Origin of the sequence: Fibrobacter sp. UWB5 (genome assembly GCF_002210295.1) — a bacterium.
GTDB lineage: Bacteria > Fibrobacterota > Fibrobacteria > Fibrobacterales > Fibrobacteraceae > Fibrobacter.
Genome location: NZ_MWQH01000001.1, coordinates 300,705 through 320,471 on the forward strand (window position 1 = coordinate 300,705; position 19,767 = coordinate 320,471).

14 protein-coding genes are annotated in these 19,767 nt (G+C 49.9%); 10 read left to right on the plus strand and 4 right to left on the minus strand.

Annotated elements, in window-relative coordinates; genetic code table 11:
- Position 1: 1 nt before the first annotated feature.
- Positions 2-814, minus strand: a complete 813-nt coding sequence (locus B7989_RS01360) for a TIGR02147 family protein (protein ID WP_088626847.1) — start codon at positions 812-814, stop codon at positions 2-4.
- 85 nt (positions 815-899) lie between these two features.
- Between B7989_RS01360 and B7989_RS13930 the strand changes: the two genes are divergently transcribed.
- From B7989_RS13930 to B7989_RS01375, 4 genes are read left to right on the plus strand one after another with little or no spacing between them, the layout of a single operon-like run.
- The gene (locus B7989_RS13930) at positions 900-1,094 is read left to right on the plus strand and encodes a hypothetical protein (protein WP_158212840.1); all 195 of its coding nucleotides are present in this window, start codon (positions 900-902) and stop codon (positions 1,092-1,094) included.
- The gene (locus tag B7989_RS01365; protein WP_088627337.1) at positions 1,079-1,936 is read left to right on the plus strand and encodes a TIGR02147 family protein; all 858 of its coding nucleotides are present in this window, start codon (positions 1,079-1,081) and stop codon (positions 1,934-1,936) included. The genes B7989_RS13930 and B7989_RS01365 overlap by 16 nt, the downstream gene beginning before the upstream one ends.
- Positions 1,936-3,177, plus strand: a complete 1,242-nt coding sequence (locus B7989_RS01370) for a hypothetical protein (RefSeq protein ID WP_088626848.1) — start codon at positions 1,936-1,938, stop codon at positions 3,175-3,177. The genes B7989_RS01365 and B7989_RS01370 overlap by 1 nt, the downstream gene beginning before the upstream one ends.
- Complete coding sequence (locus B7989_RS01375) at positions 3,177-3,914, plus strand: methyltransferase domain-containing protein (RefSeq protein ID WP_088626849.1); 738 nt, start codon at positions 3,177-3,179, stop codon at positions 3,912-3,914. Before B7989_RS01370 ends, B7989_RS01375 begins: the two co-directional genes overlap by 1 nt.
- Here B7989_RS01375 and B7989_RS01380 read toward each other — a convergent pair.
- Positions 3,898-5,106, minus strand: coding sequence for a hypothetical protein (locus B7989_RS01380; RefSeq protein WP_088626850.1), 1,209 nt, complete (start codon positions 5,104-5,106; stop codon positions 3,898-3,900). The genes B7989_RS01375 and B7989_RS01380 overlap by 17 nt on opposite strands.
- Before the next feature lie 233 nt (positions 5,107-5,339).
- Between B7989_RS01380 and rpmH the strand changes: the two genes are divergently transcribed.
- The 4 genes from rpmH to B7989_RS01400 are packed head-to-tail and all read left to right on the plus strand — an operon-like array spanning position 5,340 to position 7,943.
- Positions 5,340-5,495 (plus strand): 50S ribosomal protein L34, encoded by a 156-nt coding sequence (gene rpmH / locus B7989_RS01385; RefSeq protein ID WP_072979488.1) that lies wholly within the window; start codon positions 5,340-5,342, stop codon positions 5,493-5,495.
- A gap of 18 nt (positions 5,496-5,513) precedes the next feature.
- Positions 5,514-5,864, plus strand: a complete 351-nt coding sequence (locus tag B7989_RS01390; protein ID WP_233144200.1) for a ribonuclease P protein component — start codon at positions 5,514-5,516, stop codon at positions 5,862-5,864.
- Entirely contained in the window at positions 5,842-6,099 is a 258-nt protein-coding gene (gene yidD / locus B7989_RS01395; RefSeq protein WP_088626851.1) for a membrane protein insertion efficiency factor YidD, read from the plus strand. The genes B7989_RS01390 and yidD overlap by 23 nt, the downstream gene beginning before the upstream one ends.
- The gene (locus tag B7989_RS01400; RefSeq protein WP_088626852.1) at positions 6,096-7,943 is read left to right on the plus strand and encodes a YidC/Oxa1 family insertase periplasmic-domain containing protein; all 1,848 of its coding nucleotides are present in this window, start codon (positions 6,096-6,098) and stop codon (positions 7,941-7,943) included. The genes yidD and B7989_RS01400 overlap by 4 nt, the downstream gene beginning before the upstream one ends.
- Positions 7,944-8,006: 63 nt before the next feature.
- Here the strand turns inward: B7989_RS01400 and B7989_RS01405 are convergent, their stop codons facing one another.
- On the minus strand, positions 8,007-9,308 hold the full coding sequence (locus B7989_RS01405; protein ID WP_158212841.1) for an LTA synthase family protein: 1,302 nt from the start codon (positions 9,306-9,308) through the stop codon (positions 8,007-8,009).
- 381 nt (positions 9,309-9,689) lie between these two features.
- Between B7989_RS01405 and B7989_RS01410 the strand changes: the two genes are divergently transcribed.
- A complete protein-coding gene (locus tag B7989_RS01410) occupies positions 9,690-17,684 on the plus strand; it encodes a T9SS type A sorting domain-containing protein (protein ID WP_144264931.1) in 7,995 nt (2,664 codons plus the stop codon).
- 133 nt (positions 17,685-17,817) lie between these two features.
- Complete coding sequence (locus B7989_RS01415) at positions 17,818-18,807, plus strand: hypothetical protein (RefSeq protein WP_144264932.1); 990 nt, start codon at positions 17,818-17,820, stop codon at positions 18,805-18,807.
- Positions 18,808-18,834: 27 nt separating this feature from the next.
- Here B7989_RS01415 and B7989_RS01420 read toward each other — a convergent pair whose 3' ends face one another.
- Entirely contained in the window at positions 18,835-19,764 is a 930-nt protein-coding gene (locus B7989_RS01420) for a hypothetical protein (RefSeq protein ID WP_144264933.1), read from the minus strand.
- Between the last annotated feature and the right edge of the window lie 3 nt (positions 19,765-19,767).

Here is a 19,767-nt window from a genome sequence, read left to right on the forward strand (position 1 = left end):
CCTATACTTTGTCTGTCAACGGGAAAAGTTGCAGATTCAAACGGTAAACTTGGTTGATGTTTTTACAGCCGTTGGCGAGGGCGATAACGCGCTTGCGGCATTTGTCGATTTCTTCGGAAATGCGTGCGAATGTCGGGGCGTCGACCCCCATGGTGACGCCCGAAATGTTCTTGTCCTTCGCCTCTACCTTGTCAATCGCTTCTTTTGCGAGCTCGGTCATTTCACGATTCATGGAGCGGAGCGCCAGCGGGATTGCCTCGGTAGACCCGGTAATGGCCTTGTCCGCTTGACGGTAAGTGTTCTCGCCGGTTTCTTCGAGGAACTTTGCCTTGGTCAAAAGTTCAAGCGAATCGCGCACCTGCTGAGCGGTAAAGAGATGCTTGATCTTTTTGGCCATGTCCTTGGGGAGTGCGCCCGGCATGAGTGGCGCCAGTTCGCGGACAATGGAATTGATGGACGATTCGTAGTAGGCGAACGTGTCGGCATCGATCACGCGGACCTTCTGTTCCTTGGCGATTCGGGTGAGCTCCGTAAACGCGGCCTTTTTCTTTTCGTCGTTTGTGGCGTTCCCGAATTCCACCATCTTTTCAAAGTAGGTGAACTCGTAGCCCGAAAGGTCCATGGCGTTTGCGACTCGCGGGAGCCCGACGCGGCTCAGGCTGCTTTTGCCTTCGCAAACCAGCTTCAGGTACGAGGGCGAGGCGAATCCGGCGCTCTTCGAAAATTCTCTCCAAGTAAAGCCGGACTTCTTGCGTTCTTCGTAGAAATCCCGCATGTAAAGCCGGTAATCTTGGTATTCGGTGATAGGTTTCATGTTGATTTCCTCCTGCTTCTAATATAGCTCTAAAAACTCAAAAGTCAATAGTACGTGATACAAAAATCTTTAAATTTTGCTAAAAATGCGAAAAATTGTGATGTACAAAAAATATTTTTATGCGAATGAAACAAAAGACGGCCTGTATGATACAGAACCTGGACCGGGGGTGTTGAGAATTGCTGTTGAAAATTATGCAACGGAACTTTGTGTCTCTCAATGGATTGTAAACATTTTCTATCTATATTTGGGTAAATTATGGCTATGCCCGAAGTATTAGACTATTTGGAATACCGCGAGTTCCTGAAGGATTGGTTTGTCGAAACCAAGAAAGGCAGCCCCTTCACCTCGTACCGCTATCTTGGTCAGAAGACCGGTGTTGACCCGGCCTGGCTTGTGCGCGTTTTCCAGAAAGAAGGGCATTTGAACGAAGGCACGCTCCCGGCGTTCATCCGTATTTGCGGACTCGACGACCGCCGTGCCGAATACTTCAAGACTTTATACCGTTTCAACAAGACCAAAGCCAAGCAGACTCTTTCGGAACTGTACTATCGACTCATGGAATTGCGTTCCATGGAAACCCGAATCCTGTCGACGCCGGAACTTTCGTATTTCGGTAGCTGGGCTTGCGCCGCGCTCCGCGCCTTGATTGGCATTACCAAGGATACCAGCGATATCGGCAAGCTCGGCAAGAGCCTGAGTCCTGCCATTTCGCAGGACGAAGCCCGCTCTGCCCTTGGCATTTTAAAACAGCTTGGCCTTGTCGTGCCCGATGGCAACGGCGGTTGGAACATTACCGACCAGATTATCAGTACCGGCGGCGAAGTCAAGAGCCAGGCGGTTCGCGACTTCCACAGGCATACGATCGAACTTGCGCAAGAATCGATCGACCGCCACAAACCCGAAGAACGCGATATTTCGTCTGTGGTGTTTACGGCCGATGAATCCGACCTGCCTGAAATCCGCCACCGTATCGAAGAATTCCGTAGAGGTCTGTTGCAGTTCGCCCGCAAGAGCGAACGCGCCGACCGTGTGTATGCTTTGAATATTGCGATGTTCCCTTTGTCTGACAAGGTGGACGACCCTGATACCGGAGCCGCTCCGCAAAACAAGGGGGTGTAATGCGCAACCTCAATGAAAATTTGTATTTTTGGGATGTGTTGAAGAAGACCCCCGCAAATATGGCTAAGTTCGCCGCGACCTCGTTTCTTGCCCTTTCTTTCGGGCTTGGTCTTTCGGCTTGTAGCGAAACCAAAACAGCCGGCGGTGGCCCGAGCGGTACCGAAGCGGGTAACGCAATTACCGCACAGATTTTGACAGCCGAAAAGTCTCCGGCGGCTCTCGCTAAGGTGCGTCTCATGGACAGCGAAGCTCTCGGCGACGAAAAGGCTTATTCTGCCGAAGCCGACAAGAATGGTAACGTGACTATCGAAGGCGTTGAAGACGGCGACTACACGCTCGAAGCGAAACTCGCTGGCGAAGCCTTGCAGATTCCGGTCCAGGTGAAGGGCGCAAGTGTCGACCTCGGTAAGGACAGACTTAAAAAGACTGCGACCGTTTCTGGCTCTGTGGGTGACAAGTCCCTGAAGGGCGTTGTCAAGGTCCGCGGCCTGGAACATTCCGCCAAGGTGAAAGACGGCAACTTCACGCTGGATTCCCTGCCTGAAGGCGTGCTCAGCCTGGTGTTTATTCCCGATGTCGAAGACGTCGATACCAGCAGCACCTATTTGAAGGTCCTCGCAGGCGAAAGCACTGTGTCCGGCTCGTTCGCTGACGAAAGCCGAGCCCTGTTGCTCGAAGACTTCCAGGATTCCAACTACCAGAACCGCTTTATGCCGGCACGTACCTACGATGGTGGTTGGTGGTATTTTGACTTCTCTGCCGACAACGTGACCCCTGACTTTGTGATTGGTGAAAACCATCTCTTTACGCTTGCGAACGAAGACGGAAACATCTCTGCTCACGTGGCGGCCCACTTCGGCGATATCATCAAGGATTCTACCGGAGTCGCTCACTGGCCCTGGGCAACCATGGGAGTCGAACTGGGCAAGAGCGACAAGGCGCTTTGCAATGACATCTCGTCGGTGGATTCCGTCGCCTTCCGCATCAAGGGTATCGGTTCCGTGGTGTTTAACATTATTGATTCCAATCTGAAACCGGACCATCAGAAGTTGATTCAGTCCGAATATGGCCTTGATAGCGTTTGGGTGCGAGTGAGTGTGCCGCTGCTGGCCGACAAGGAAGCCTTCAAGTGCGTCAACCAGCTGGCTTGGGATTTCAAGACGATCGACGGCTACGCCGAAGTCTGGCTCGACGATGTCGAACTGATCGGTGGCGATCGCCTCTCCATTTGGGAGAAATAGTGACCGTTCGCTCTGTTACCAGCAACCAAATCGACATCTACAAGAATTTAGAAGCCGTGGTGCGCAAGTACGCTGCCACGACTTTTTTGCGTCCGGTGGCAGACCATACCCGCGAAGCGTTTGAAATGGCCTCGGATTTCGTGCGCTCTTTTTATGGGTCTAAGGCTACAGGGCGTTTGGATCTTGTGCTGGATTCCGGCTGCGGTACCGGCGAAAGCACCATCCATTTGGCCCGCAAGTTCCCGAATGTCCCGGTCATCGGAATCGACAAGTCGTCGGTGCGGCTCTCGAAAGCCGGCAATGAACGACAGCTCGAAGTTTCGGCGGGCGGTTCTTGCGATGTGCCGGCGAATGCCTTCTGGGTGCGTGCGGAACTGCTGGATTTCTGGCGCCTCGCGCTCGATCGCGTGCAGGCGGGCGAGTGGAATGTCCTGCACCATGCGCTTTACTACCCGAACCCCTGGCCCAAGGAAAGCGAGGCTACTCGGCGCTTTCATTTGCACCCGATTTTCCCGGTACTCATGCGCCTGAGCCCGGTCACGGAACTCCGCACCAATTGGGAAATCTATGCCTGCGAATACAAAGAAGCCGCCCGCATTGCAGGCGACTGTCTCTCGTTAAATGTCAGCGCCGAGTGCTCGGCCTTTAGTCCCGAGAATCCTGAAACCGCCTTCGAACGTAAGTATCAAACCGCCGGCCAGGAATTATACAGGACGCTGGTTAGAGTCTGTCCTTAAGCCACGTGAGGAAGGCGCGGTTCTTGCGCGTGAACTTCACTTCGATTTCGGCTCCATCCTTCACGATAAATTCCGAAAGGCCGTACTTGCTGTCCGGATTGCCCCAGTCGTAAGTATAACCCAGGCGAGTCCACGGACCGGCATCCTTACTGCGCGATACTTTTTCCTTGTCGAACCAGTTCTTGAACCACATGGCGTTTGCGGTGGTGTCTTCTTCAAGCGTGTTCGTGAAGGTCGTATTCATCATGTTGCTGTTGATTTCGGGGAAGAATGCCGGACGGAATACGTCGGTCACTCGTACCCAGAACACGGTAAAGTACCTGTTGTCCGTTTCGGGGGACTTGCCCAAAAGCTGCTTCAAGCGGATATCCCAGTTGTCCACCTTGTCGTGGTTCTCGCGGAACCATTTCAGGAATTCCTTGTCGGTGTAGGCCCAGAGCACTTCATCGTCTTTCAGGGTGGTCACTTCGCCATCCTTGAAACGGTCCGGGTCGTTGTGCCAGGTCACCAGCACCACCTGGGTGTTGTCACCGCTCAAGCTTGCCATGTCGGAACCTTCTTCGATGGTAACCAGCGGGTAAATATCATCGTTAGTGAGGTTCTTGGCGGTTTCGCGAGCGGCCTTGTACTGTTCTCGGTAAAGGGAGTCGCGGTTCATGAAGGTCACCACGCTACCCTTGGTGTCGATCACGTCGCAGTAAGGGATGTTCGGGTAACCGGCGGCCACTTCGTTCTTTTCGAAGTATTCGCTTAGGAGGTCGTCGTTGTGCGAGAACAGGTTGTCGTTTTCGAGGAACGAAATCACGATCTTGCAGAATCCCTTGTCCGGAATCTTCACGGCGTACGGGAAGGGCTTCTTGCCGTTGTCGGTGGTATCGAGCGTGAGCTTGGTTTCGTCGATACCGCAGGCGTATTCGTACTTGTACAGCGGGGCGATGCCTGGCTTCATTTCGCTAATGAACAGGTTGTCCTGATCGTGGCTCCAGCTCGGCTTCACCACGATCTTCTGGGCGCCAAGCGTTATGTACTGGGGCATCACGTCTTCGCAGTAGAAGGCGGTCTGGCGGAACACGCCGATAATACCGGTCTTGTTCTTGTAAACGTCGGGGTCATCCGGCTTGAGCCCCTTAGCGCATCCGGCGATCAGGGTGGCCACCGAAAGGGAAATAGCGAGAATGATTTTCTTCTTCATAGCGCCGGGAAATATAACTTTTTTTGGATGCCGGCCCGGCCTCGTTGCAGGGGCGGGGGGCGGGCGCGTTCAAAATAGATGTTGATAGATTGTTGATAAGTTGAAGAGCCTGTTGGGGAAAGCTCGAAAATGTGAGTAAATCTTGCTTACACAGGCCCTGACCCCTTGATTTATCTAGGAATTTTTCTAATTTTGAGACTCAAAAAATTTGACTTTTAATAAAGGTTACTACAATGAAAAGAACATTCCAGCCTCATAATCGTAAGCGCGCCAACAAGCATGGTTTCCGTGCCCGCATGGAAGACCGTTGGGGTCGTGCTGTTCTGAGCCGTCGTCGCGCCAAGGGTCGCAAGCGCCTCACCGTGAGCGACACCATCTACAAAAAGTAGGATTGGCTCATAGCCTCGTTGCGCTCCTATAGGCTGCCTAACCAGCCAGCTTATCGGCAAGTAGCCGTCCATGGGAAGTTCATCCGCACGCCGTCGTTCACGATGCGTTGGATAGAAAGCCCGGACGGTTTTTGTCGTTTTTGCTTTTTAGCAAAAAAGAAGAACGGTAACGCTGTTTACCGCAACAAGTGCCGTAGATTACTGCGGCCCCTGTTTTTTGAAAGGGTTCCCCATATCGCAAAGCCCGTGTGGGCGATGATCATCGTGAGCGACAATTCCGAAGTCATGTCTTCGGAACGCATGCGCGAATCGGCGCTCAAGGTGTTCAAGAAAATGGAATGGACCGATGGCTTGGACGCACAAGGTTAACGATGTCTTGAAAGGCGCCTTGATTGTGCCTATCCGGCTGTACCAGTTGATTCACCCCTTTTTCTTTCATGGGGTTTGCAGGTTCCAGCCGACATGCTCTCAGTACGCGATTGAAGCAATCCAGGTGCATGGCGTGTTCAAAGGTTTCTTTCTTGCAGTTTATAGAATTTTAAGGTGCAACCCGTTTTGCAAGGGCGGCTATGACCCGGTCCCGCCCAAAAAGGAAAAGAGATGAACAAGAATACTCTTATCGGATCAGTCCTTATCGCAGCCATCATGATTTGGTGGTTCTCCATGACGAGCGCAAACAACGAAGCTGCCGAAAAGGCCAAGCTCGCAAAGCAGGCTGCCGCGAAGGAAGCCGCCGCTCAGGTCGCCGATTCTGCCGAATCTCCGTCCGCAAGCGGACTCGTGCTCCCGGGCTCTACTGCCGAAGTCAAGGCTGCCCCGGTTCTCGGTGCCGCAAACGTTGCTGCCGATAGCGCCGTGAAGGATTCCTCGGTTGCCGCTAACGACTCTGCCGCCGCCGAAGCTCCCAAGCCGATTGCCCAGCGCACGGTTACGGTCGAAACCGACAAGTTCATCATGACCCTTTCTAACAAGGGCGGCAAGGTCCAAAGTGTGATCGTCAAGGCCCTGCCGGATTCCGCAAACCATTTCCCCGAACTCATCCAAGATACGACCCTCGGCGCCCTCGATCTCAAGCTCGGCGGTGCTGACCTTTCCGAAGTCATGTTCAATGTCGAAGCTCCGGAATGGATCAATGTCGAAAACGATACCACGGTGCAGTTCGTCTTTACCGATGCCAATGGCAACCAGCTGGTGCGTAGCTACGGCTTTACCAAGGCCGGCGTTGCAGTCCGTCAGGTGAACAAGTTCAAGGGTTTCCGCGTCGACAACTACGAGCTCTCCTGGAAGGGCGGCATGCGCGAAACCGAAGTGATCCCGAAGGGCAAGAGCTTCGGCGGTACCAGCTACTTCTTTAGCGAAGTGATTTTCAAGAACAACGAAATCACCGAACGCGAAACCTTCTCTGACGCCATGACCTTCGACAACGCCAACTACTACTGGGTCGGTATGCGCCGCAAGTACGTGGCTATGTCGGTGCAGTTCGATTCTCCGGTGCCCGCACAGGTCAAGGCCAAGCACATTAACACCGCCACCGAAGGCAACCCGGATCCGGGTACCTACAGCCTCTCCATTGCAGACGCCGTCCGCGGTGATTCTATCGCTTACAACTTCATGGTGCTCCCGCTCGAATGGTCCGAAGTCGAATCTCTCGGCCAGGGCTACGAAAAGATCATCGTGACCGGTTCCAAGTGGTTCCCCGGTTCCAGCGTCTGGTTCGTGTGGATTTGCGCCATGCTTCTCAAGTTGCTCAAGTTCTTCTACTCGATCATTCCGAACTACGGCGTCGCCATTATCCTCGTGACCTTCATTGTCCGCGGCATCACGACCCCGTTCACTATCAAGCAGCTCAAGTCGACGTCTGCCATGAGCAAGCTCAAACCGCAGCTCGACGAAATCAACGTGAAGTACCGCAGCGATCCGCAAAAGAAGCAGGCCGCCATCATGGAACTCTACGCCAAGAACGGCGTGAACCCGCTCGCCAGCTGCACCGGCGGCTGCCTCCCGATGATTATCCAGATGCCGATCTTCATGGGCCTCTTCTTCGTGCTCGGTCGCGCCGTCGAACTCCGCGGCATGCCGGCATTCCTCTGGATTACCGACCTTAGCCGCAGCGACGTGATTTTCCACGGCTTCAGCATTCCGTTCCTCATGCCCGATGGCCTTGCTCTCCTCCCGTGGATCATGGTGGTGACTACCTACTTCCAGACCAAGGTGACCATGAGCGGCAACGGCGCCATGGACCCCGCCCAGCAGAAGATGATGGTGTGGATGATGCCTGCCATGATGTTCCTGTTCAGCGCAGTGATGCCCTCCGGCCTCGTGCTCTACTGGATTGTGTCCAACTTCTGGAGCATCATTCAGTACAAGATCATCCGCCGCGACAACGGCAATAACGGTCCGAAAACCGTGAACGGCAAGAAAGTCGTCGACGCCGAAATCGTGAAATAACGCGCACACGCGTCATTGCGAGCCCCGAAAGGGCGAAGCAATCTAAATCTTTAGGCCTCGAATTTATTTCGGGGCTTTATTTTTATTGGGGGAATAGTAATAGTCGTAATTGTGGTCGCTGTCTTCGAGAGCCTTGTTCAGCGAATCAAGACCATATTGCTCAAGGAGCGTGGGCACCAAGGAATAAAGCGAACGTCCGAGGCCCAAAGCCCTGCCGGGAATCTTGGCGCCGATGGCTTCGAGAATTGTCGGGAACATGTCGAGCGAAGTAAAGGACCTCTTGTAATTCTTGGCCGAAGAGGCTGAATTGATAAAGAAATCGAGCCAATAGTGGGTCTGTTTAAAGTCTCTGAATCCGATGATATAGGAAGGACTCATTGAAATGTGATCTCCCATCACCGCGATGGTGGTGTTGTCGTACCATTCTTGCGTTTTGGCCCATAGGATAAATTTGTCAAGTTGCCTAGAAGTGCAGCTGATGCTGGATTGGATTAACTCGGTATTCTGAAGGCCTTGTGGAATGTGACAGCCCGGATCGGTTGCTCCGTAAGGCGTGTGCGTATTGAGCGTGATGAACCACATGGCCCAAGGCTTTTCTGTAGAAGCCGCCTTGTTGATGTGCTCTTTTATTAGTTCGTAATGGGCGGAATCCGAAACGCCCCATTCATTCAGTACGTTTCCGCTGATGAGCCAATCGCGTTTGTATTCGTCAAGCCCGTAGCCTTGATCAATGGCATGAGCTTTTATAAACACATCCATTCCTGCAAAACTTAATCGAGCTCCTTTCGAGACGATTGTGTTGTACCCGTTGTCGTGCAGAATATCGGTAAGGCATGTGATATGTTGTGGAAGCTTCTTGTGTGCGCTCTGCTCGATTGGACGCGATTGCCTTTTCATCGGGATGCCGCAGGTCTTGGCGATGACGTCGGCCATGGTCCAACCGGTGCCTGCAATCTTGGTGCCGCCAGGAATAAAGCTTTGTTCCTGTTTTATGTATTCCGTGATTTCGGGAATAAGGTTTTGGCTGAGTCCGCCTCCGTTTGAGGAGTCTTGAAAATTGTATTCGATTGATTCAAGGAATATGAGAATCAGGTTCCGTTTTTCTTTGAACTCTATTTTTACGGAGTCGGGATCTATATATTCTGTTTTGTAGATGTTGCTGTTTTCAGGGGAGGTGTTGGAGCCAGTCCATAGTTTGTAGTAACTAGAGATGGGAATATTTGTATAAATGCTATGGGCGAGGAGTGCAAGGCAAACTGCATTCAGTAAGGCGGAAATTTTTATGTATGAGGGGCGTTTCCTGTGTTTTAGATATGCGATTGTGATGGAGACAACCGCTATTGTTGTGAAAACGGCCCACGCCAAACTTCCAAGAATCAGCGAAAAGATGAAATCGCTAGCTCCGGAAAGGTTGTGTGTTAGGGTAAATACCACTGCATCGGTGTTGTCTAGCGGAAATGTTTCTGCAAGGACTGGGACCAGTTTGATGCAGAAAATCTCAAATGCGAGTGCTAGAGTTAAGAAGATGTGGGGAATATAACGATACATTTATAACCTGGTTCCCTTGAAATGTAGCATATTATTGGGGAACTTTAGGAGAAAACGTTGCTTTTTGTCTGTATTTAACGCAAAGTGTGCGTAAATTATATTTTTATGTTCTTTTTGTAAATGTTTTGATTATTTTTCAAAAGAGGGCTGGTCTGCCTTTACTAGATTTCGTATGTAAACAAATTTTTGGTGTTTTATATGAAAACGAAAATTAACGCAATTTCGCTTTTAATCTTGGCGGTGTTGTTCGCCGTCTCGGCCTCCTGGTCTGCGGATGCGGATCTTTTAGTTAATGCTGCAGGTGGGTACTACATTGATATGCCTAGTACTGGCAGTGGTACGTTGTCGCTTGATGGAAGCGTGAGCGCATTCAAGGTTTATGATAATGCTGGTTCAGATAGCTGGTGCTCTGGAGGTACTAGTGATCTCACAATGACGGCTCCGACAGGCTATGTTTTTCAGGTGTCGGGTACGTTTGTGGGGGAATCTAGTCTTTGTGGTGAATTAGAACTACGTGACGGAACGAATCCGGTCACAATCTTATTGCCTTCTAACGGTTGTGTGACTGGGTTTAGCACGTTTGATGTTGGGATTGTGCGCAGTACAAGTGATGTTCTGACTATTTATAATCGTTGTGCTGATCATAAACTTGAATTGGATGTGTCTCTTTTGAACACTTCTGTGACTCATACCGTTATGCCTGCGACCGTAACAGGGGGCTCCGCTACCATTACCACGGGTAGCGATGCTTTGGTTAATACGACTGTTTCGGTGAAACTGCAACCATCGACGGGTTATTTGCCCGTTGCTGTTAATGCTACCTCGTCAGACAATTTCCCTTTGAATGTATATATGCGTTCATCGTTTGATTATACGGCGACTTTTACGATGCCGTATGGAAATGTTAGTGTTTCACCGGTGTTTACGAATGATTTGACTGCAGATGGTGGTATATTTACTCGTTTGCCGTATAGCGGAAGTGAATCCATTACGATTCCGTCTAATGTCAAATCTTTTAAGGTCAGTAACGAGGTGGATGAGAAAGGTCGCTATGAAAAAGATTTCAATGGAAGCCTTGTCTTGACCGCTCCGGCGAATATGCAATTAGCGGTGGTGGGCACGGTAAGTTTGAGTGATAATTCTACTGACAAGGTGACCATTTTTGAAGGGGAAGAAAGTGCCAATGCTCCGTTATTTGAATTGGATGGCAGTGGCTTTGACTATTATAATACAACCGCCGATGTTGGTAAATTACGTAGTACTGGCAACAAGATAACGATCAAACTTGAAGATGATGGGAACAGTAACTATTCGTCTGGTCTCGATTTGGTCGTGATGGTTATCGATCCGACGAAAACGTATTCGGTCTCAAGTCCTGCAGCGGTTGCTGGGGGCTCTGTAGATGCCGATTTGTCGGAGGCGGTTTACGACCAGATGGTGACGCTAACCATGACTCCTGAAACGGGATATTACCTTGGCGATCTGGACATTCTGTCGAATGGCAAGCCGGTTCCTTATTCAAGAGCTAGCACGGGATCGGCAGAAACGATTACTTTTGAAATGCCTAATGGTGATGTAACGGTAACACCTCATTTTGTAAAACCGGAAGATGTGGGGTATAGAAAGGATGGCTCCTTGGGAGATTCCGTCTATTTCCAGATGAAGTGTGATGGATCGATTTGTACTATTTCTCAGGTTTTCTCGAATACGGTCACATATCAAGGTGATGATATTGGACGTTGGGAGTACTTTAAGCATTGGTTCCGAGGCTCCGTTGATCAATATGATAATTGCGATGGGTATTTTGATCCGCTTATTTCTTCGACGGTTTATAGTAATTGCGATTTCGGTTTGATGGATGTGTACAGGGCTATTTATAGCGATCGTCAAGTAAAGTTTGTCGGCAAATTGGACTTTGGTGGTTATGACTCTGATGCAGGGAAATGCACCATGCAGTTTGAACCGTTTACCGGTGAAAAAACGGGTTATTCGGATAAGTACGATATAACCATTCGGGGTGACGATGCGGTAATTGATGGATTGTGTCAAGAGAGCACTTCTCACTTTGGCTTGACGAATATAGCCGAAGAAACGAATACCCAGGCGATTTCTGTCAGCTTCATGACGATTAAGAATGCGTATATCAATGCCAAAAACAATGCGAATGAATATGTAGATGATGTTGGTGTCGTTGCAGGACTTGCACGTAATGTTTCGGTAAATAACGTCTATGTCGAAAACGCGACGGTTAAGGCTAAGTCCAATGTCGGTGGACTTGTTGGTCGTTCCTTGGGCAATGTTTCCATTGTAATGTCGTCGATTAGAATCCCTGATGGCGCTTCGCTGTCGGGAGACGGTAATAATGCTGTGGTAGGCGGCATTGTTGGCAACATAAGTAGAGCGAATGGCGTAAATAATATTGATGTCTATATCCGCGGGACCTATTCCATAGGAAAAATTGATGCGCCCTCTACAAACGGCTTTATCGTTGGTTCGATGGGTGCATCTACAGTTCGGGATCCTGTAATACAAGGCAATTATCATTTTGGTTCCGATAATCTTGTTTACGGAATTGGTGGAGGTTTTTATACCCAATTGGCAGATTGGCTGGACGCTTATGATGCGAACGGAGTCTTTTCACATGAAATATATGGCAATATTCGTAACGCGAACGCAAACGTGACGGCGAACGGCTCTCTCAGTATAGGCCCTGATCTTGCAGGGCAGAGTTCTAAAGATGAGTATCGATTGAAGAGCGGTTCTGATGTTTATCATAACGGAGCTGTGGCTGCCGATAGTATGAAAACTCGTAGATTTGCTGCCGTGTTAAATGGAGCGTATAATAGCGATTGGACATCTGTTCCGGGGAAAAATGATGGCCTTCCTTTCTTTGCTGGTGCAACATATTCGCCCATTTATATAATCGGCTTTTCGACGGATAATTTTGGAACCTTTGCGAATACTGATAATAAGGCTGCCTATAACGCGGCTATTGCGAGTGGATATATTGATGAAAGCTATTGCGGCTCCGGATGTGGAGGGTTCTCTCTATTTACAAATCATCAGGGGCATTTGGATCAAGACCAGATTGATTTCTTGAATGAACTGTCGAACGGTGGACGTTATTGGTATTCCTCTAGAGGTGCGATCAGTACTTCTAGAAGATATGATTCTAATGTTGATGGAGAGTTTGAAGTTTACCAATACAGCTCGAATCTCACTTTGAACGTGGCTTATTATCTTTGCGTAGGTCAGTACGAACAGAACGCTGCAACTGACCCGTATGTATGTAATGGAACGGAATACATCATTAAGTCTGGTGAGGATTTGACTGATTATGCCGTCGGATTCTTGACGAAGCCGGTAACCGAGTTTGCGCTTAGTGATGATGCCTTAATTCCGGAGATGTTCGTTCGCGAAAATTCGGGTGCGGTTTCGGCCCTTCGACCTAAAATCATGCGGTTTACGCCTGCTAAAAATTCCACGTATTCTGACGATGTGACTTATACATTTACAGATAGGTATTTTAGCGGCTTGCATACTGTTGATAGAACGTATGAACTTGCATCGCTTTATAATTTCGATGGAAGTGATTACAATGACACGTTGCATTTGCTCTACTCCTTGGTGACAGACGATGTCGGCAAGGCAGAGATTGTGAATGGAATGCCCTCTGGCGCAAGCAATTCTGTGTTGCCATTCACTTATAAACCGCTCGTTTATGATATAGATGGTGCACTAGTTAATATTGGAAGTACAGTCGCCTCTTCGCAGCCTGGTGAAATGCCGATTACGCCGGGCTTCACCGTGGAAGCCCCTGCTGGTTATAAGCTTCAGGAATATACGGTGGAGTTGGGCTGCACGCCCGTTCAAATTCAGTCCGTAATTGAGACTGCGGAAAGTTACTTTGCTACTCCGGATGAATTTGCCAAGAATTATGATACGAAGGTGTGGAAGAAAACGGTGACGGATCTAACCGAATTGGTCACCTTGGATTCTGTTTATAAAGGAATGACGGATGAACACGTTACCTTTGATCAAATACAATTGACTATGGTGCCGACATTTGTTGTGGAACAATACACGGTATCTTTTGATTTGTCTTCGTTTAATAGTGGCTTTTATATTGTTTTGGGCAATAATTGGACTGTTAAGAAAGACAATATGGATGTCGAAACGAACAATGAGCTTCCGAAATTGTATATGAGATCTATCTCGGTGGGTGGCGGAGTTAAATCTGTAGAGTATACGGCTATGGAATGGAGCTCGAAAGCGGATGCGACGCCCAATGATCCTTATTCGTCAACTTTGACGTCGGATTTGTTGGCCGGTGCTAGTATTTCAGGATCGGATGTGGCGCTATATCCTTATACACCTAGACAAAGTGGTAGTGCATCGGCTACAATTCGTGTAATTGCCGTTGATGAAACGGGAACCGCTCAGACTGCAAAGGGCGATTATCACGGATCCATTGTTCTTGCACAGAAAAGTAGTGCAGATGAAAACGCTGTGACGTTTGAGCAACAGTCCGATTTGTGCGCTGCGGGTGCAGGCGCAAATGGAGGTAGCGATGTGTACACGCATTGCCTGTATGTGCCGAACGCAGACGATACTTTGAGTTTCAAGGTTTCGCTCGTGCCAGATTCGGGTTACGCTATGACGATAACGGATCAGTCGTTTAAGTGGCAGGATGCCGCCACTGGGCTAGAGGAAGACAAACCGGGCTTTGGTTTTAAGGCTGCGAATGCAGACACGACGTTAGTTGTCCAACCGAAATATATGGTTTCTGCTACAGCGAATAACGATCAGATGTATTTCAAGGTCAAGTACACGGTCACGGGTCCGTTCTATGTGACTTATAACATGAATATCAACACCGGAGACGAAGACAAGCTCTTCTTCCCGACGGATGCATCGTCGGCGGGTAAGTTCGAATTTAGCGAGACCCTCGTTTCTACAGATTTGTGGGTGCCGTATCGTTCCGACAAGTGTTTCGAAGGTTGGTCTGTTGTTCAGTCTGTAAATCCGGCCGTTCCTGCGACGGAACCGCCTAAGATCACGACGCTTTATGCAGATTATGCGGCGTCTGCTTTGAGCTTGGATCCTGATGCTCCTACTGAGTTGCAGGCCAATTGGAAAGATTGCGGCGGTAGCCAGCCTGCAGCGGGTGTTACGATTGCAAACGGCGGCACGAATGCCAAGGTCATGCTGAAGCAGGTGTTTGACGGTACAGAATACGAACACTTGCTCGGCAACGATGCGTTTGCTTTGCCGGCAAATTCGTCGGGCTATAAATTCTTTATCGATTCCGCCAAAAGCGTTGTTGATTTGGGCTACGAGGCGGTCGGTGTCAGTGCCACGTATAGTGTGAATGGCGTTGAACATGAATTGACCATCGAAGGCGATTCTATCGTGGTGGGAAAGACGAATGTTTCTGAGTTCTCAGTGACGGTGAAGACGCAGGTGGCGTTGGATGGTCGTCAATTCTGGCTTGCCGGAAATGCGGATACCGTGTTCTACGGCTCCAGCATTACCATGTTGAAAGTCCACGCTCAAAAGGACGAGCCGATTACGACGGATGTTTACCGCATAGGTTACAAGCTGAAGGGTTGGAGTTTTGAAGACGGCTCTACACCGCAGCAGCAGGGCCCGGTTGCTTTTGTTTATACGCCGATGACCCACTTGAAATTCGATAAGTATTTTGAAGATGACTATGTTGCGTATGCGAAGGCCTATGGCCACTTGCCCGATACGCTGTATGCCGTGTGGGAAGCCGGTGGAAACGCCGATGTGAAACGCGTGGTCAACAAGAGCGAGCAAATCAGTTCGTTCAGGCTGATGCAGGATGTTGGTGGCCAGATGTTTGACTATCTGGTTTCGGATACCTTGCTGTTGCCTGCAGAGGGCCAATTCGAATTTATCGTAGAAATGCTCTATGATTCAAACCAAGTCGAAGTGGACAACATGCATGCCATTGTCGTCTTGGATGAGGATGGCGAACTGGTTGATATTCTTGAAAATAATATCCGCTATACTGTCGAAAAATCTATCGGACTCAGGGCGAACGTGCTGAAGGATAAGCGCGTGCAGTTCGTGCTGAATGAAAACTCCGAAGACCAGGTGTACTTCGGTAGTGACTGGATCGATACGCTTGCCAGCGAGAATCCGGATTCTGCCTTGGTGCTCCCGACCATCGCTTACAATTCGGCGAAGTGTCTTGCCGGTTGGACAATCGATTCGACTTCTAACAAGCTGCTTAAGGTGCTCGACAAGGATCTGTTGAACGACTTGCGTGCAAAGGGCAATGCCTTGGGCCGCAGTATCAGTGAACTGCTTTACGCCAGGTGGACGACGAATCCTGACAGCTGTGTCGGCGATTTCGTGCAGCTTGCGGTGCAACAGGAAAATGGAAGCGTCTGGTTTGTCGAAGGCGACAAGAATACCAAGGAACGCCGCTTTACCGACGAGGGCACCATGTTCGTGCCGAGCGAATTGGACGGCAGCCAGTTTAGAGTGCAGGCATCGGGTACCGATACTTCTGTGTACGTCCTGGATTCTCTAGTGGTGTTGCGCAAGAATAAAGTGGTCGGCGTGCTTAAAGAGGGCGACGCTATGCCCGCGAATCTTAAAGATGTGTCGCTCAAAGCCTACTTTGGCTGGAAAAATAAGACGGAAATCGGCTTCAAGAGGAATCCTCGCCTGGATGTCAATGGCGTCAGGTTCAGACTGGGCTTCAAGGCGAGCGATTTCGAAGTCAGACGTAATGTTTCTGCCAGGGTAGAAGTTCTTGATCGGGCCCGCCTCCGTGCAAAGCCGCCTATCGATACCTTGCTGGGTGATTCGATCGAGATGGGCTACGAGAAAAAGGACTTCATGTTCCCTATGAACAAGCCGGGCGATTATACGATGGTGCTCACGCTTAAGGACAAGTCGGGTTCTGTGGTCACAGACAGTATCGACTTCTCGGTCAGTTCGGAAATTTCGGTGCTCGCTGCGGATACTTGGCAGATGATTTCGCTTTCGTCTGTAGACGTTTCTGCAGTCAAGAACGATGATGACCGGATTTTCTACTGGTGGGATGAAGAAGGCACGGGTGAATACTGGCAGTACAAGAGGCTGGATTTGAGGGATTCTGTCGACCCGACTCTCGGCGTGTGGTATAACTCGCTAGAAGGTCGTGCCCTCCCGTTGCTGACGGATGTCGATGATGAAGACGACGAAGAAGATTTCACTTGGAAATTGAAAAACGTGAGCACAGGTTGGAACATGGTTGCAAACCCGTATAATTGGAGATTGGATTTGTATGCGAAGAATCCGAATGCCAAGAAGAGCTTTGACGAGGAATCGGACATTTCCTTCTATCGTTACGATGCAGAAAGTGCGGACCCTGTTCCGGTTGACACGATTGGCCCCTACGAAGCCGTGTGGGCCTATGTTTCCAAGAATACCAAGTGGAAAATGTCTGCCGATCCGTACTTTCCGCCCGATGCGGCTCCGCTTGAAAAGCGCGCCCTTGCGAAGGCCTCGACCAAGGATCGCTGGACTTTGCAGGCCAAGCTTACGGATGTGAAGGGCAAGAAGGATTCTTGGAACATTTTGGGCGCCGGCTTGAACCCGCTCGTTGCCGACGAACCGCCTGCAAGCATGGGTGACCACGTGAACCTCGCCATTGTCGAAGGCAAGCGCGCCTTGGCCAAGTCTATCAAGCCGTCTAGCGACGAAATGGAATGGACGATTGCCCTGTCGGCATCGAGCGACCGAATTGGTTTCTTGAGCTTGGACGGTATCGATGGCGTGAAGGCTTTCGGCTATCGCGTGTTCGTCACGGTTGACGGCAATACGACCGAAATGCGCGAAGGCGAACCGCTCAAGGTTTACCTGAAGTCCAGCGCCAAGATGGCGACGGTGCGCGTGGCGCCTGCTGCTAAGGCGGTTGTCAAGAATACGCTCAAGGGCCTGCGCACGGCAAGGCTCGGAAACCGCTTGCAGGTGACTTTCGACGCTTCCGGCCTTGCCGGCACCAATGCGCGTGTCGACATTGTGGACTTGAAGGGTAACGTGAAGTCGACGGCTACTGCCAAGACGATCGAAGGCTCGAACGCATTGGTGCTGGACGCTCCGCAGTCTGGTCTGTACATGCTCCGCGTCCGCGCAGGCTCCCAGCAGCAGGCGGCCAAAATTCTCGTGCGATAAGTCACGCATTTTTGCAGTTTGAAAATAAGGTATCCCTGTTTTGCAGGGATATTTTTATTTTTGAATAAAAGATGCAGGAGGATTGGTGAAACTCGTTATCTCAAAAAAAGCATTTCTGTCTTTAGGGGCGTTTTTGTTTGCTGCCCTGTTTTGGGCATGTTCTTTGAATATCGAAGCGACGAATCCCTACCCGCCAGAAAATCCGGGTGCCTCCACTCCTGACACCGTGACGACTCCTAGCCCTGTTTTGCCTCCTGATACATCTACTCTTGACACGTTGTTTCCTCCTGGCATACAAATTGATCCGATTATAGTGCCGCCAGAAACCACGTACGTAATGGATACGATTGTAATCCGCGATACGTTGGTAATTTACAAGGACACCGTTTACGACACTCTTTACGACACGACTTCGTACAACAGCTTTGTTTATCGCACATATTACAAGGGAACGCTTGATACGGTGACCGAATGGTCTGAATTGTTGAATTGCAATATAGGCGACACCGCCTTCTCTTGCAGAAAGTCGCCTAATTTTGCAAGCTTAATGCCGAGATGCGGCTTGACCTTGGTTGCTACGAAGTGCTGCTATGTTGAATATGTGCCGATTAAATTGGATACCAATGTCGTGTATGTTCATGTGCACGACACGCTCTACAAGGATACCTTTCATGTTCAACAGCTAGTTTGCGTGAATGACACGACCTTTATTAACTATGGCGAAAACCGAGTGTTGGATTATATTCCGCCTGAAAAGATTTATGTCGCCCCAAATGCATTTGATTCTACAGAAATGCGTTCGCTTTTAGATACGCTTGACTTTACTGGTGGGGACGATGTTAAGATAGAAATCAAGACGTACTCGTCTTTGCAATTCAACGGATTGCCCTTATTGGAACAAGAATTGATGCCTTTGGATACGGTTGCCACTGCGTTAGGTAGTGAATTAAATTGGAAGCATTGGCCCGAAACGATAGAGGTAAGGGAATCCACCTATTACCTTGTGAATGCGGACTTGGAATCGGATACGACAGTTACATGGACTCTGAAATACACTCACTATGAAACGGAGCGCTCTGAAACAGATTCTATCCAAGTGACATCATTTATTAAGGTGAAATAAAAAACGCCCGCGTGCGCGGGCCTTTTTTTATTTGTACTCGTCGCCGTGAAGTGGCTTGCCGAGTATTTTGTATTTCGTTTTAATGGCTGTCCTGAGTACGGGCCAGCCTACTCTATAGAAGGCCTTTTGCCAAAGTCTGTCGAGGGCTTGGCTGGTTGAGTTCCCGACGGGCTTCGGGAGCCATTCTTCTTTAAAGTCGGGCGCAAGGCCTGCATCCAGAATCATCTTGTGGTAATCGGCATTCAAGGCGTTGTAGGCCTTCTGGCGAATAAAATGCGCCTTCTCTTTAAAGCTAAAGCGGTGCTGCAAGAGTTTGCGCTTGATGAACCCGCCGCCCTGCGCAATCAGCTCGGGGTAGGCAAATAGGGCGCGCAAATGCGTATTGTAAAGTGACGCCGTCTTGATTTCGGCTTCGTCGAATACATTCGCCATGCCGATTTCGAGGCGATGCACCACATCGTAGAATGTTTCTTGCTCGGGTGTTTCGAGCAGGTGCAGGTAGAAGGCGCCCAAGGCTTCTTGCTTTAGGTACAAGAAGAACGATTGCAAGTGCGGACGCACTTCGTCGTTTTGCGTGAGTGATACCACGTCGGCGGTGCTTGCTTCGGCGCGGCGGATAAAGTCGGCAAAGTTGTTCTGGAAGTATACGATGGAATCGTTTGTGAGCAACAAGCGAGTGATGCTGTTGAATTCCACGAGGCTGCTACGGCCATTGGCAACATCCTTCAGGAACCGGCGCCACATGCCGAAATCGAACCCGTGATTTTCGGTCAGGTAAAGCTTGATTCCGTTGTCTTCCAGGAACGACATCGTCTCTGCCGAAAGTGGGCGCTTGTTCGTGAGCAGTACGACGGTAAAGTCTGTTTCCGCAAGGTGCTTTAGCGCAAACCGCACGTACCCGGGAAGGTTTTCCCCGGTCTGGTAGCTTGCGTAAAGAATGACCTTGCCGTTCGACATAAA